Annotated in this window: 14 protein-coding genes and 1 tRNA gene; 2 read left to right on the top strand and 13 right to left on the bottom strand. The window is 47.8% G+C overall.

Annotation, left to right across the window (positions count from 1 at the left end; all coding sequences use genetic code 11):
• The first annotated feature begins 18 nt into the window (after positions 1–18).
• A complete protein-coding gene (locus tag DWZ61_RS03000) occupies positions 19–1,086 on the top strand; it encodes an acyltransferase (RefSeq protein WP_182426970.1) in 1,068 nt (355 codons plus the stop codon).
• Positions 1,087–1,175: 89 nt separating this feature from the next.
• Positions 1,176–1,247 (top strand) — tRNA-Gly (locus DWZ61_RS03005).
• 397 nt (positions 1,248–1,644) lie between these two features.
• On the opposite strand, the gene DWZ61_RS03010 is transcribed toward DWZ61_RS03005, so the two are convergent.
• From DWZ61_RS03010 to DWZ61_RS03065, 13 genes are all read right to left on the bottom strand, one after another.
• Positions 1,645–2,022: a PBECR2 nuclease fold domain-containing protein gene (locus DWZ61_RS03010; RefSeq protein ID WP_118537335.1), complete on the bottom strand. Its 378-nt coding sequence runs from the start codon at positions 2,020–2,022 to the stop codon at positions 1,645–1,647.
• 200 nt (positions 2,023–2,222) lie between these two features.
• A complete protein-coding gene (locus DWZ61_RS03015; RefSeq protein WP_182426971.1) occupies positions 2,223–3,539 on the bottom strand; it encodes a glycoside hydrolase family 3 N-terminal domain-containing protein in 1,317 nt (438 codons plus the stop codon).
• A gap of 622 nt (positions 3,540–4,161) precedes the next feature.
• Positions 4,162–4,341, bottom strand: coding sequence for a hypothetical protein (locus DWZ61_RS19470; RefSeq protein ID WP_147354665.1), 180 nt, complete (start codon positions 4,339–4,341; stop codon positions 4,162–4,164).
• Positions 4,342–4,409: 68 nt separating this feature from the next.
• Positions 4,410–6,155 carry an ABC transporter ATP-binding protein gene (locus tag DWZ61_RS03020; RefSeq protein WP_118537337.1) on the bottom strand — a complete coding sequence of 582 codons (1,746 nt, stop codon included), beginning with the start codon at positions 6,153–6,155 and terminating at the stop codon, positions 4,410–4,412.
• Positions 6,155–7,903 (bottom strand): ABC transporter ATP-binding protein, encoded by a 1,749-nt coding sequence (locus tag DWZ61_RS03025; RefSeq protein ID WP_118537338.1) that lies wholly within the window; start codon positions 7,901–7,903, stop codon positions 6,155–6,157. Before DWZ61_RS03025 ends, DWZ61_RS03020 begins: the two co-directional genes overlap by 1 nt.
• Positions 7,904–7,991: 88 nt before the next feature.
• Positions 7,992–8,693 (bottom strand): 4'-phosphopantetheinyl transferase superfamily protein, encoded by a 702-nt coding sequence (locus tag DWZ61_RS03030; RefSeq protein WP_182426972.1) that lies wholly within the window; start codon positions 8,691–8,693, stop codon positions 7,992–7,994.
• Positions 8,694–8,768: 75 nt separating this feature from the next.
• A complete protein-coding gene (gene aspS, locus DWZ61_RS03035; RefSeq protein ID WP_118537340.1) occupies positions 8,769–10,532 on the bottom strand; it encodes an aspartate--tRNA ligase in 1,764 nt (587 codons plus the stop codon).
• Positions 10,533–10,559: 27 nt separating this feature from the next.
• Complete coding sequence (gene hisS / locus DWZ61_RS03040; protein WP_118537341.1) at positions 10,560–11,822, bottom strand: histidine--tRNA ligase; 1,263 nt, start codon at positions 11,820–11,822, stop codon at positions 10,560–10,562.
• A gap of 172 nt (positions 11,823–11,994) precedes the next feature.
• Entirely contained in the window at positions 11,995–12,219 is a 225-nt protein-coding gene (locus tag DWZ61_RS03045; protein WP_118537342.1) for a hypothetical protein, read from the bottom strand.
• Between the two features lie 19 nt (positions 12,220–12,238).
• Entirely contained in the window at positions 12,239–12,757 is a 519-nt protein-coding gene (locus DWZ61_RS03050) for a hypothetical protein (RefSeq protein WP_118537343.1), read from the bottom strand.
• Positions 12,758–12,979: 222 nt separating this feature from the next.
• Positions 12,980–14,203, bottom strand: coding sequence for a serine/threonine transporter SstT (sstT, locus tag DWZ61_RS03055; protein ID WP_118537365.1), 1,224 nt, complete (start codon positions 14,201–14,203; stop codon positions 12,980–12,982).
• Between the two features lie 200 nt (positions 14,204–14,403).
• Positions 14,404–14,973 carry a chromate transporter gene (locus DWZ61_RS03060; protein ID WP_118537344.1) on the bottom strand — a complete coding sequence of 190 codons (570 nt, stop codon included), beginning with the start codon at positions 14,971–14,973 and terminating at the stop codon, positions 14,404–14,406.
• The gene (locus tag DWZ61_RS03065; protein WP_118537345.1) at positions 14,970–15,554 is read right to left on the bottom strand and encodes a chromate transporter; all 585 of its coding nucleotides are present in this window, start codon (positions 15,552–15,554) and stop codon (positions 14,970–14,972) included. Before DWZ61_RS03065 ends, DWZ61_RS03060 begins: the two co-directional genes overlap by 4 nt.
• Position 15,555: the final 1 nt, after the last annotated feature.

Raw genomic sequence — 15,555 nt, forward strand, 5'->3', positions numbered from 1 at the left:
AAAGGCATGGTTATTTCTATGGAAAATATAACAGTTAATAAAGAGTTTCATGAACTGCATTTTGACAGCATCCAGGCTTTACGCGGTCTGGCTGCTCTTTTTGTGGTATTTCAGCATGTCCGTTTTCTGAACTTTGGAGCTTTCGGTGTGGACATCTTTTTTTGTATCAGCGGATTCATGATCATGTTTACCACGGAAAAAAGTACCAAATATTTCTTCCGCAAACGCCTGGTCCGGATTCTTCCGCTTTACTACCTGATGACACTGGGAACCTATCTGTCGCTGTTGTTGTTTCCTTCCATGTTCCAACAGACCAGACACGATTTTTCCTATCTTGTCAAAAGTCTGCTGTTTATTCCTTTTGATATCGGCAGCGGAGCGATCCAGCCTTTGGTACGGATCGGCTGGACCATCAACTGTGAAATGCTGTTCTATCTGCTGTTTTTCATTGCCTTTCACATCAGCATGAAATACCGCGGTCTGATCTGCAGCGCATTTCTGGTGATTCTGGTGGGAATGGTACAGATATTTGCTCCGGCGATCTCATCCTGGCAGTCTCCTATAGGTAATGTACTTTCTCCTTTCCTCATTTTTTACGGAGATCCTGTCATGTTGGAATTTCTCTTCGGAATTCTGGCTTACTATCTGCTGCGGTATTTGTATCGCAGGCATACCCTTCATCCGGTTTCGCGGACAGTAAGCCTCGTATCCGCGGTATGTATCCCGGTAATCTTTTGTCTGCTTGCTTACTTTACGCCCCGGATCAATGTGATTGGGTTCCTCAGGCTTCCCCAGTGGGGGCTCCCGGCTCTGCTATTGTTAATCCTTGCTTTTCTCGCAGGCCTGCAGCTTTCCATGCCCCGCTTTTTTGTGCAGTTGGGAAATATCAGCTATTCCCTGTATCTGGTACACTACTATCCGGTTATGTTTCTGGACCGTGTGGTATTTGACTTTTCCACCCTATCCGTATTGTCTGTTGTCGGACTGATCGTAAGCGTTGTAATAAGCATTGTTCTGGCTTATCTGTGCTGGATCCTGATAGAGCGGAAATTCACCGGATGGCTGCGTAGAATACTGCTGCGTTAATTGTATATGCAATTTGCAAAAAAGATGCACACTTTTTTTATTGACATTTCCGGAGCCCTATAGTATATTATAACTTGTCCGTAAGATATGCGCGAGTGGCTCAGCGGTGGAGCACCTCCTTGCCAAGGAGGGGGTCGCGGGTTCGATCCCCGTCTCGCGCTTGAAAAAAGAACGATACCAAATCGGTATCGTTCTTTTTTTTCGAGCCCTGCCAGGGCTCGAAAGTTCGATGTCTACGCTCCGCTCCGGTCTGCGCAGTCCGAGGTCCCCCGGACCTCGTGCGCCGTCTCGCGCTTCTTTTATTTGCATCGGAAGCCTTGATTTTACAGGGTTTCCACTCTTTTTGTGTCTGCATGAAATTGTAGACAGCTGATTCTACAACGAATGTGGTTAAAACTAAAAAAGCCACCACAAAATGGTGACTCAATAACATAAGCAAGAAACCATCCGGCAGGCGTCGCCTCTCCTGCATCTCTTTTGACCCATAGGGTGCGTGGTTGCAACGAAATTTACCACCTCGGATAGTTCCTCTCTTATTGTATATAGATTATACCCTGTTTATTCCCTACTGTAAAGAATTTCTTTATTTCGCAAGTAATTCTGCAATCTTCTCTCACTAATTTTCCAGCATGAAATCACAGAATTTTTATATCCATGTTCATCCCCCGAAGTACATAATCTTAATACAATCTGTAAAAATCTTTCTTCCGTTTGTATTCTTTTAATAATCAGTCCCGTATATGCATGCTTATCCCTAATAATATAATCCGGGGTACTTATTGCCTCCTGTATATTTTTCAATACTTTATTATATGCCTCTGGATGTCTGTCCTTAATATGTTGAATCTGATTGTCTGTGATAATAACCTCTTCGGTAATAATATCCTCTGTTATACATTTATATATTTTTTGATTTATTTTTCCTATGCTATACACTTCACTCTTTTCACCACCTTCATTTTAACTTCATGTTTCTTTCTTCCATTCACGTCTCTGGGAAAACGACTATAGATCGCTAGTCAACGATATGAGAATTTGTAAGAGAAATATTGCTCTTATTGCTAAGATAACATGAACGGCCATTTTTTACAAGAAAAAAGACGACTGCACTCACATGCAATCGTCTTCTATCTTCTTTACTGTTCCAGTTTATCCGCATATTTGATACGGTAGATTCTCCGCAGGGAATCATTGATGCGTTCCTCGGAAATGGTGCCGTTCTGTACAGCCTCCAATACTCCGTTGTATGCCGTCTCAAAATTCTCCGGTGCATAGATCATATCACAGCCTGCGCGAAGTGCCAGTACCGCAGCTTCATCTGCTCCATAGTAATTGGAGATTGCAGCCTCATTCATGGCTCCGGACACGATCACACCGCGGAAATTCAGTTCATTTCTTAAAATATCCGTTACCACCGCGCTGGAGAACGTGCAGGGGGTATTGTCTCCGGTCAGGGAAGATGACGCCATATTACTGATGCGGATCATTTTGGTCATGCCATTGTCGATACAAGTCTGGAAAACCACAAATTCATTGGCCCTGAAATCTTCCGCACTTCTGTCTGTAGATGCCATGCCGTCCTTCGTGCTCTGGGTACTGCTGCCGATACCAGGGAACTGTCCGATACATGCGGTCACCTTCTGCTCCTGTAATCCTGCCTGCATATATCCTACAAAGGATGCCACATTGTCCGCTTCCGATCCGTAAGAACTGCTGCCTGCCGCATTTCCATCCACTACACTGAGATCTGCAGAAGGTGCGAAATCAAGATTAAATCCCAACTCTGCCAGATAAGTTCCCACCGTGGTTCCCGCTAGGTACGCATTATTGGTATCTCCGGCAGCCCCGATGCTCTGGGGTGTGTCCACTTTAGTGCCAAGGCCTGCCGCAGCTACCGCATCTGTATCGCTTCCCTCTCCGTCAATGGCAATAAACAGGGGATAGCTGGTATATAATTTGGTATTATCGATCATCTGCTTCAGCTGATCTGCAGACTGGATGTTTTTCGCAGCGTATACGATTCCACCTACCGGGTATTGGGATAACGCATCCTTGGTACCGTCTCCCGCCTGTACTGCCGCAGACACACCGGTGATCGATTCCGGCGTCGTAATGAATAATCCGGCTACCTTATCTTCCAGAGGCATGTTCTGGATGATTGCCTCATTAATAATGGTATCCAGCTTCTGCTCATCCGTGAGTTCCACCACTGTCTCCTGGCTTTCCGTCGGCGCCTGGATTGTCTCCTCATCCGAAAGGATCTCATCCACCTTGTTCTGCTGTTCTTCCTGATTACGACTCATGCTGGTAATCTTGCTTACAGCAAAAGCAATTCCCACCGCCAGCAACAGGATCATAATACCTACGGCCGTATATGCAATGATCTGATTTCTCTGTCTTCTCTTATGTCTGAGTTCTCTTTTGTCCTGCTGATTCTGTTCGTTTGTGTCCATTTTCATAACTCCTCTATCTGTACTATTCTTCTATTGTACATGATATCGGTAGGTTTTTCCACTGGAAAATTGTACAACTATTCAGAACCTCATTCGCAAAATAAAAAATCCAATATGGACTTACAAATGCAAGCATTTGACGACCATCTTGATTTTTTACTTGGCTCTGAATAGTTATACAACATTAAGAGAGCGTACCGATCATTCTTTCAATCAGTACGCCCTCTCAGACTACAGGCTCCAATGGCTTGCCCTCTCTTTCTTAAATTTGATCTTCCATTTTGTCTTTTGTTCTCTTTCCACTTTTCTTTTGTACGTATGTACTGTAATGTGAGATAATTCTTATCTTCTGTTGTTCATTACTTTTTCTTCTGTGTACTTGATGTTCTCTATGTAAATTGGTTCTCTTTGGTAGTTCTATTCAGTTGTACATCATGGAAGACTGTGGTAGGACTTTACTTGTTAGGTGGACTATACCTCTCTTTCTATAGATTCTTTTGTACTTCTCTCCCAACCTTCTTTGTTGGGTTGTTCCGTTTCTCTTTTGTTAAGTCTAATATAATACATGCTTGTACATTTGTCAACACATTTCTCGAAATATTTTAATTTATTTTCAATATTTTTATTGCGCTGGTATATTTTTACAATTTTTGATATTTTTCGACATATTTTCTGTCTTTTCGGAAAAGAACAGGGCAAAGGGTGTGCCGCTGACGGGGGTACGTGTAACGAGCCATGCCAGCATCCGCAAAAAGCCCTGGCGGGCTTTCGGCGGATGACGGCTGTCGCCGTATAAAGTCAAAAAAACTACCACTCCCTGGTGAGCAAGCTCCCCATTGAGTGGTAGTTTCCTTGCCTTTGCATGTCTCGTTACACGGCAAACTGGCTATTATACAGATTCGCGTAGAAACCGCCCTTTGCCAGCAGGGTCTCATGGTTGCCCTGTTCGATGATGTTTCCGTCTTTCATTACCAGGATGACATCAGCGCTCTGGATGGTGGAAAGTCTGTGGGCTACGATGAAGCTGGTGCGGCCTTCCATCATTTTGGCGAATGCGTTCTGGATCTTGATCTCGGTACGGGTATCGATGGAGGAGGTTGCCTCATCGAGGATCAGCATGGGAGGCAGGCACAGCATGACTCTGGTGATACACAGAAGCTGTTTCTGTCCCTGGGACAGGCTGCCGCCGTCTTCGGTGATCACGGTGTCATACCCTTGGGGCAGTCGCTTGATAAAGCTATGGGCATGGGATGCCTTGGCTGCTGCGATGATCTCTTCCTCGGTAGCGTCCGGTTTACCCATGCAGATGTTGTCACGGATAGTGCCGGAACGTAACCAGGTCTCCTGCAGCACCATACCGTAATTGGTACGGAGACTTCCTCTGGTGATATCCCGGATGTCGGTACCATCCACCTGAATGGAGCCGGAGTTCACATCGTAAAAACGCATCAACAAATTGATCACGGTGGTCTTACCGCATCCGGTAGGGCCTACGATGGCAACTCTCTGCCCGGGTTTTACCTGCAGGTTAAAGTTCTGGATCAGCTTCTTCTCCGGTACATACTGGAAATATACATCCTTCAGATCTACGTTGCCCTGAGCCTCTTCTAATACTCTTGCATCCGCAGCATCGGGCACCTGAGGCTCCTCGTCGATCAGTTCGAAGATACGTCCGGCACAGACAAAAGCATTCTGCAATTCTGTTACCACGCCGGAGATCTCGTTGAAGGGCTTGGTGTACTGGTTCGCATAGCTTAAAAAGCAGGACAGACGGCCTACGCTGATACCGCCCTTGATCGCTACGAGCGCACCGAACACACCGACACCGGCATATACCAGACTGTTAACGAAACGGGTCGCCGGGTTCGTAATGGAGGAGAAAAAGATAGCTTTCAGAGAGCATTTCTGCAATCTGCCGTTGATCTCTCCAAACTTGCTCTTCACCGCTTCTCCTCTGGAAAAGGTATTTACGATCTTCTGGTTGTCGATCATTTCCTCAATCAGGGAAGTCTGCTCGCCTCTGGTCTCGGACTGCTCCTTGAACATGGAGTAGGTCTTGGTTGCAATGAATTTTGCCACCAGGAAGGATACCGGAGTGATACATACTACTACCAATGTGATGGGCACATTGGTCACCAACATGAAGCCCAGCGTACACAGGATCGTCAGTACACCGGTGAACAGCTGGGTAAATCCCATCAGCAGACCGTCCGCGAAAGTATCCACGTCCGCAATAACACGGCTCACGATATCACCGTAAGCATGGGCATCCAGATATTTTAAGGGCAGGATCTCCAGCTTTGCAAAAGCATCCGTACGGATATCCCGGATCACATGATAGGTAATATAGTTGTTGCAGGTGTTCATGACCCACTGGCCGACTGCTGTGATGATCATTGCGATGGCAATTTTTTTCATAATAGAAAAAATACCCGGCATATCTACCTGTCCCTTGCCGATGATCAGATCCACCGCATTACCGGTGAGGATAGGGATATATAAGGTCAATAACACGGTCAGGCCTGCTAACAGCAGGGAGAGTACCAGTGCCGGTGTATATTTCCGGATATATTTCAGCACACGCTTCATGGTTGCTTTATTATTTGTCTTCTGCATTACCGAACACCTCCTCTCTGCTCAGGATACTGGGAATAATAAATCTCCTGATATACCGTACAATCCTTCAACAATTCATCATGGGTTCCCACACCTGCGATCTCACCGTCATCCAGTACGATGATCTTGTCCGCATGGCGGATAGTGGAAGCTCGCTGGGATACGATAAAGGTCGTGGTCTTATCTTCCAGGGTACGCAGTGCCGCACGCAGTTTTGCGTCGGTGGCATAATCCAGTGCGGAGGCACTGTCATCCAGGATCAGGATCTCAGGCTCTCTGACCAAGGCTCTTGCGATCGTCAGACGCTGTCTCTGTCCACCGGAGAAGTTCTTACCGTTCTGTGCCACAGTTGCATCTAACTTTCCGGGCTTACCGTCTACCACTTCCGATGCCTGTGCCAGTTCCAGTGCTTTCCACATCTCCTCTTCGGTAGCGTCTGGCTTGCCCCACTGGAGGTTGCTGCGGATCGTTCCCTTGAACAGGACTGCCTTCTGCGGTACGACGCCGATACGTCCGCGCAGTTCCTCATCACTCATGGTCCGGATATCTCTGCCTTCCAACAGGATCTCACCTTCTGTCGCCGGATAGAAACCTGGGATCAGATTCACCAGGGAGGTCTTACCGGAACCGGTACCTCCGATGATACCTACGGTATCGCCACGGTTTACGGTGAAGTTCATATCCTGCAAAGTAGGTGCTCCGGCTCCCTGATAAGTCAGGGATACATGTTTGAAGTCTAAGAAAGGTGCGCTCTTATCTACCTTATCCGCTAGTTTCTGATTCTGCGCTCCCACATATGCAGCATCTGCGCCGATATCGAAAACGGAAGCTACACGTTCTGCACAGGCCAAAGCCTTGGTCATGGTCACGATCAGGTTTGCCAGCTTCACCAGCTCTACCAGTATCTGGTTCATATAGTTGATGATCGCTACCACCTCACCCTGGCTTAAGTTACCGATATTGACCTGTACCGCACCGGTATAGATTAGGGCAATGATAGCACCGTTTACGATGACATAGGTCACAGGATTCATGCAGGCACTGATCTTACCTACGAAGATCTGCATGGCGGACAATGCCTCATTGTTCTCCCGGAATCGCTCTTCTTCCTTCGCTTCCTGATGGAATGCACGGATGACACGGACACCGGTCAGATTCTCTCTGGTGATGCCCAATACCTGATCCAGCCTGGACTGCACCTTTTTGTACATAGGGATTGTGGATAAAATAATACCGAATACCACAATGGACAACAAAGGAATCGCCACTACAAAGATCAGGGCACATTTCACATCAATGGTGAATGCCATGATCATGGCACCAAAGACAATGATCGGGGAACGTAAGAACAGACGCAGTGTCATGTTGATACCGGACTGCACTTGGTTCACATCACTGGTCATACGGGTGATCATGGTGGAAGTTCCCGCCTTATCAATATCCGTAAAGCTCAGATCCTCAATATGATCAAACAATGCCTGACGCAGCTTGGTAGAAAATCCCACTGCCGCCTTGGCTGCGAAAAACTGCGCCGTAATGGAGGAAGCCAGTCCTACTACGCCGAGCAGGAGCAGAACCAGCCCCATTTTGCCAATATAACCCATATTTCGATTGAAAATACCATAGTCAATGATATTTGCCATTACCAGAGGAACCATCAGTTCGAAAAATGCTTCCAGCAGTTTGAACAGTGGTGCCAGTATGGACTCTTTCTTATAATCTTTCAGATACATCATTAATCTTTTCATAAAGTCCTCATTTCTTCGCGCTTTCCATGTAAGGCGCATCCGCTTTTCATGCTTCCTATCCCTGTACAGCTTTCTCGTTCCCTATCTTTTACGCTTCTGCTGTTCCGTAACAGACCGCCAGCGAATAGCTATCCTCCAGAACCCGTTCCCGGAAACATATCTGCTTTTCCTGCCAGTTCTGTTCGTCGGAGAAATCTTCTCCCACTGCACTGCCGATCCCCTGGCCGGTGTATTTGCCATAGGCTTCTTTTCTGCTCCACAATCGGTAAAACAGTTCCGTGCGCTGTGACGCAGGCAGTTCCTGCAGCAGTTTCCATTCCGTTGGCGCAAAAAAACGCTCTGCCGTCCGTTCCTTATAGGGAACCCATTTCTGAATGTCCGCTCCCACTTCTCCGTCTCCTACCGCGCAGACCACATAGTCTCCGGAATGAGACAGATTGAATTTTTTCGGGATATTCACGATCTGTGGCTTCCCCAGTTCTCCATATTCGTAGGAAAAGGATAACGCCCCCGCCTTGTCCCGGTGCATCCGCTCCTGTAACACCGCAAGCAGCTCATCCTCTTCCAGAAACAGGATTCCGGTATTCTCCGTACCGTCTATCAGATCCAGAGCCATCTTCTGCAACAGCATTCCCGCGCCGAGACTGGCTGCCTTTGCTCCGGTGCTTTTCAGCCGTTGTACCTTCTTACACCGCACCGGATCCACATATTCTGCAGCTTCCCGCAGGAATGTCCGCCTGATTTCTTCCTCACCTGGGTGCAGATGCAATACATAAATTCCTACAGACATATTCTTCTCCTGACAAATTGCCATATATACCCAACATAAAGGCTGTCACACAGAAATCGTGCGACAGCCTCATTATTATTCTTCCGGCTTGGCGGTGATGGCCAGATGCAGTTCATCCAACTGCTTCTGCTCTACCGTACCCGGTGCTCCCATCATAATGTCCATGGCATTCTTGTTCATGGGGAAAGGAATGATCTCACGGATGCTTTCCTCACCACAGATCAACATGATCATACGGTCTACGCCGGGAGCGATTCCTGCATGAGGGGGTGCTCCGTAACAGAATGCATTGTACATGGCAGGGAACTTTGCCTTCACATCGGCTTCGCCTAAGCCTACCAGTTCGAATGCCTTGATCATAATCTCAGGATCATGGTTTCTCACTGCGCCGGAGGACAGCTCTACGCCGTTGCAGACCAGATCGTACTGGTATGCCAGAATCTCCAGAGGATCCTGATTGTTCAGCGCATCCATACCGCCCTGGGGCATGGAGAACGGATTATGACAGAATTCCAGTTCGCCGGACTCTTCACCGATCTCATACATCGGGAAATCCACAATCCAGCAGAACTCGTAGCAATCCTTCTTCATATGTTTCTCGCTGGCTGCACCCAGCAGCTTTCTGTATACACCTGCTGTCTTCTGCGCTTCCAGCTTCTTGCCTGCGGCAAGCCCTACAAAGTCACCGTTCTTAAGGCCGAGAGCCTTGATGACTTCTTCCTTGCGATCCTGCAAGAACTTGGAGATACCGCCTACGAACTCTCCGTTCTCGTCTACACGGAACCAGAATCCCTTGCGTGCGGTCTGTACTTCTACCTCTGCGCAGATAGCATCGATCTGCTTACGGGTAGCGGTGAAGCCATCCACCACGATAGCCTTTACCGTCTGACCTTCGAAAGCAGCAAAGCCACAGCCCTGCATTACCTCGGTGGCATCGGTCAGCACCAGATCGATACGCAGATCCGGCTTATCGGAGCCGTACTTATCCATAGCCTCCAAATAAGGGATGCGTACGAAAGGCGCCTTGGAAGCTTCTTTATAAATGCCATACTTTTCAAATACGGGAGGCAGCACCTGCTCTACGATGGAAAATACATCTTCCTGGGAAGCGAATGCCATCTCCATATCCAGCTGATAGAATTCTCCGGGAGAACGGTCTGCTCTCGCATCCTCATCACGGAAGCAGGGAGCGATCTGGAAATAACGGTCAAAACCGGAAGCCATCAGGATCTGCTTGAACTGCTGGGGTGCCTGGGGCAAAGCGTAGAACTTGCCGGGATGATTTCTGGCAGGAACCAGATAATCTCTCGCACCTTCCGGGGAAGAACAGGTCAGAATAGGGGTGGTGATCTCCATGAAGTTCAGAGCATACATTCTCTGACGCAGCTCTGCCACGATCTGACTTCTCATCACGATATTCTTCTTCATGTTCGGATTTCTCAGATCCAGATAACGGTATTTCAGACGGGCATTCTCGTCTGCATCCTTGGACTGATTGATCTCAAAAGGAAGTGCATTGTAGATACACTTACCTAAAATCTCGATCTTGTCAGGCACTACTTCGATCTCTCCGGTAGGCAGATTGGCATTCTTGCTGGAACGCTCTCTTACCACACCTTCCACGGAGATGGTGGACTCCTTGTTGATGCCATCCATCACGTTCATCATCTCTTCGGTCTCTACTACCAGCTGAGTGGTTCCGTAGAAATCACGCAAAATGACAAATCCGAGATTCTTGCTGACTTTTCTCATGTTCTCGAACCAGCCGACCAGTGTGACTCTCTCACCGACATTGCCGATCCGAAGTTCATTACAATTATGGGTTCTGGACTGAATCATTGCTTTTGCTCCTTCGTCTGTTGCTTTTTATCTCTTTAATTCTTCTTTATAGAATTCCACGAATTCTTCGTAGCCTTCCTTGTTCAGCTGTTCTTTCTGGAATTTCTTATTCTTGTTCATGCGGGCTACCAGTACCTGAGTACCGTCCTTACGGGCTTCCTGGGCCTGTGCGATCACCTCACACAGTCTTTCACCACTGACACCCTTCTCGATCAGATATGCTACCTGCTTCGGTCTCGTAGGAACTTTGAATCCTCTCTCCATGAGCAACATGATGATACGCTCGAAGCCGATGGAGAATCCGCAGGCGGGCACATCATTGCCGGTAAACTTGCCGACCATCTTGTCGTAACGTCCGCCGCCACCGCAGCTGCCACCGAATTCCGGCATAGCGATCTCGAAAATGGTTCCGGTATAATAAGACATACCTCTTACCAGCGTAGCATCGAACACGATCTCGAAATCGGAAGCCTTCGTCGCTCTGACGCTGTCCATGATCTCTCTGAGGCTCTGGGCGATCTCGGGCTCTAAGAATCCTTCCAGGGTATCCGCCAGATAAGCCACACCATCCTCTGCACTCTCCAGACCCTTGAACAGTTCCAGATACTTGTCTACACATGCCTTATCAAAACCGTTCTCCAAAAGCTCAGCTTCCACGCCTTCCAGACCGATCTTGTCCATTTTGTCCAAAGTGATGAATACACTGTCATAGGACTCTTCGGGGAATCCGCTGTAAGCAGCCATTGCCTTCAGAATACGGCGTTCATTGATACGGATCTGGAAATTTTTAAATCCAAGCCTGCCCAGTGTGGTGGTGGTCGCCAGGATCAGTTCGATCTCCGCTAAGTTAGACGGCTCACCGAGAATATCGATATCACACTGCATGAACTGACGATATCTTCCTCTCTGAGGTCTGTCCGCTCTCCATACATTGCCCATCTGCAATGCCTTAAAAGGAGAAGGCAGGGATGCCGCATTATTGGAATAATAACGTACCAGCGGTACCGTCAGGTCATAACGCAGCCCACTGTCGACTACCTCTTCCTCGGTGGTCGCAGCTGCTACATTCAGTTTCTCGCCGCGCTTTAAGATTTTGAAGATCAGCTTCTCATTATCACCGCCCTGCTTACTGCTTAAGTTTGCAATATTTTCCACACAGGGAGTCTCAATGGAAGTAAAACCGAATTTGCCGTAGGTGTCCTTGATGACGCTGATCACGTAATCACGGATCTGCATCTCCTCCGGCAGGATATCTTTCATGCCCGTTGTAGGCTTCTTGCTAAGTGCCATGGTTTTCTACCCTTCCGCTCGTATATTTTATATCTGCAAATTGCCTTTCCCGCAATTTTAGCTCAATATCTTATATATGATACTTTTTTTCCCGATAACTGTCAACCCTCCCGTGCCCCGCTTCTGCCAGAAATTCAAGCATTTTTCTATAGAAAAACAGGACAGTGATCTCTCACTGTCCCGCCTTCTCTTTCATCTTCCTCAAATAGGCATCTTTCAATGCACATTTTTCCTCTAACTGACGGATCTGCTTCTTCAGATCCTCCAGATATTCCGCGGTGACTTTCACGCCTCCGCGGACCGCTACATCTTCATGTCTGCTCATATCCTCCAGCCATTGTCTGATGGAGTTTTCCCGCAGATCATTATACGTATTGTCTTCCTGTTGTTGCCACATAATTTCCCTCCAAACTTACTCAGACACGGAACTGCCGCATATTCTGCTGAAGTTTGCCGATGCTCTGTAATACGCCCTTGGTCTCTGTAGACATATTTTCACTGGAATAGGTGATCCCCTGAAGGTTCTTATTCACTCCGGCCACCGCATCCGCCAGTTCCGCCTGCGCTCTGTTGATGTCACCTAATATGCCATTGATAGTATGAATGGACTCGCTGACACCGGAAGCATTCTGCCCCAGACTGCTGCTGACTTCCGCATAATATCCGGCATCGTTTTTATAATCCTTCGCCAGATTCACTTCCAGATAATCCATGATCTGATCTGTATCCTTCGTGTTCATAAATGCCACACCGTTGCGGATCGTGTGCACAATGTTTCCATCTTCTACCAGCCATTCATTCACTACATTGGCATTGGTTCCGGCCTGTGCCTCCACGAAATTTCTGGCCTGTGTCGTCATATTGTTCTGTAAAGTGCTCACACTGAGCAGTTCGCAGAGCAGGATCGCCAGAACCAGTGAGATCACCGTCTGCATCGCAATTTACCTTTTGATCGTTTTCCCCATAGTGCACCATCCCTTTTATCCTTATTTTGTTTTGCGTACCGTATAGTACTTTTGTCTTAATTGTACTTTTTCTCATACAATGTGTCAAGAAATCACTGCGTCAAATCGCCAAAGTTTTTAGTTGCAGAAAAGCTGCTACCCACGATCGGATAACAGCTTTCTGACTGCCTGTTATGATTTTCAGACTATTTTTTAATATTTGATCTCTTTGCCTTCCAGTCTCCACTGTCTGAACTCTGCGGATGCGGACAGTAACAGGTCGGAGGAAGAATTCAGTGCGGTCTCCACAGAATCCTGGATGACACCGATGATGAAGCCGACACCTACGATCTGCATGGCAATGTCGTTGGAGATTCCAAACAACGAACATGCCATAGGAATCAGTAACAGGGATCCTCCTGCCACGCCGGATGCACCGCAGGCTGCCAGGGTTGCCAGAATACTCAGCACGATACCGCTTAAGAAGTCTACGTGAATCCCCAGAGTATTTGCCGCTGCCAGTGTCATTACGGTAATGGTGATGGCTGCACCGTCCATGTTAATGGTAGCTCCCAGCGGGATGGTTACGGAATAGGTATCCTTATCCATTCCCCACTCTTCACAGGCCTTCATATTCACAGGAATATTGGCTGCGGAGCTTCTGGTGAAGAACGCAGTAATGGCACTCTTCTTCAGGCACTTGAAGATCAGCGGGTACGGGTTCTTGCGGATACACCAGAACACGATGATCGGGTTGGTCACAAAGTAGATAAACAGCATGGAACCTACCAGTACTAACAGAAGTTTTCCGTATTCGGAGAAGATCTCCAGTCCGTTGGAAGAAATGGAGCTGAATACCAGACCTAAGATTCCGAAGGGAGCCATACTGATGATCCAGCTGACTACCTGGGACAGACCGTTGGAAATGTCATCCAGTACTTTCTTGGTGGTATCATTGGCTGCTCTCATACCGACACCGATGACCACACCCCAGGTCAGAACACCAATATAGTTGGCATTTAACAGAGAGGATACCGGATTGGCTACCATATTCATTAACAGAGTCTTCAGTACTTCCACGATACCGTCCGGCGCTGCCATATCGGTGGCTGCGTCTGCCAGTGTCAGTGTCACGGGGAATAACCGGCTGGCGATCACGGCTACCAGCGCTGCCAGAAAGGTACTGAACATGTACATAATAATAACGGTCTTAATGATGCCGCCATGGCTCTTCCCTGCATGACACAAGGCACTGATCAGCAGGAAGAATACCAACAAAGGCGCAATGGCCTTCAGGGCACCTACAAAAACATCTCCCAGAATGGCAATACCGGTTGCCTGCGGCACGACCAGTCCCAGGATCACACCAATGACCAGACCACATACGATACGCAGGATCAGGCTGATGCTGTTCCACTTTTCAAATAGTTTTTTCATACTTACACTCTTCTTTCCCTTTTTTCTGATGTATACATGTACTTCATTGCACACATTATGTGCTATTATATAGTATTTCTTATATAAAGACAAGTGTATTTTTCCCGCGGACATTTTGAGGCTATTTGTTTTTCGATTTTTAGAACAGAAAAAAACGGATCCGCAAAAAGCAGATCCGCTTTCCTCATTTTCCTATTACATTACAAAACATTTGTCATTGCGGAGATTCCCACCTTCATGACACCCGCCAGTACCATGACCCAGATGGGATTCAGTTTCGTCTTTCGAAGCAGCAACACACAGATTCCGAAGATCACCACCATACTCCACTCAGTTCCCGTCAGGGAGATGCTCTCCGCACTTCCCCAGAATGCATTTTTGAGGATCAGGATCCCTGCCGATGCGATCATTGCCACCACTGCAGGCCGCAGAGATTTCAGCACTCCCTGCAGCAGATCCAGATTACGATACTTCAGGTATAGTCTTGCGAGGATCGTCACAATGATACAGGACGGCAGAATACATCCGGCCGTCGCCACCACGGCTCCGGGAATCCCGGCAATCTTCAGTCCCACGAAGGTGGCGGAATTCACTGCAATGGGGCCCGGTGTTATCTGTGATATCGTGATCAGATCCGTGAATTCCGACATGGTCAGCCATCCGTGAGTCGTGACTACTTGTCCTTGGATCAGAGGCATGGCCGCATAGCCGCCCCCGAAGCTGAACATTCCTATTTGCAGAAAACTTAAAAATAATTGCAGATAGATCATTTTCCGGACCTCCTTTTGGAAAGAAGTGTCCGGACCAAACCAATCAGTCCGCAGACGATCACAATGTAGACCACATTGATCTCCAGAATACATGCTGCCAAAAAAGCTCCCAGCATAATGACAAGTGACATAGGATCTTTTTCTTTTACGATAGGTGCACCCATATCATACGTCACGGAAGCGATCACCGCTCCCACTCCTGCCTGCATCCCAGACAGCATCTGCGCCACGAAGAAGTTACTGCGGAACACATTGTAGCAGACAGATATTGCCGCTATAATCACAAAGGGCGGCAGGATCGTTCCAAGGATCGCCACCAGTGCCCCCGGGATCCCGGCCAGCTTGTACCCCACCACGATGGCTCCGTTGACTGCGATCGCGCCGGGCGAAGACTGGGCGATGGCCACCAGATCCAGCATTTCGTCTTCTCCGATCCAATGGTATTCATCCACGAATTTCTTCTTCATCAGCGTAACGATGACATAACCGCCCCCGAACGTGAATGCACTCAGATACAGTGTGGACAGGAATATTTTCCACAATATTTTTCCCTGGGATTCTTTTTCTTCCCTACTTTCCATG

Origin of the sequence: Clostridium sp. AF34-10BH, assembly GCF_003478095.1 — a bacterium.
GTDB classification, from domain to species: Bacteria; Bacillota; Clostridia; order Lachnospirales; family Lachnospiraceae; genus Acetatifactor; species Acetatifactor acetigignens.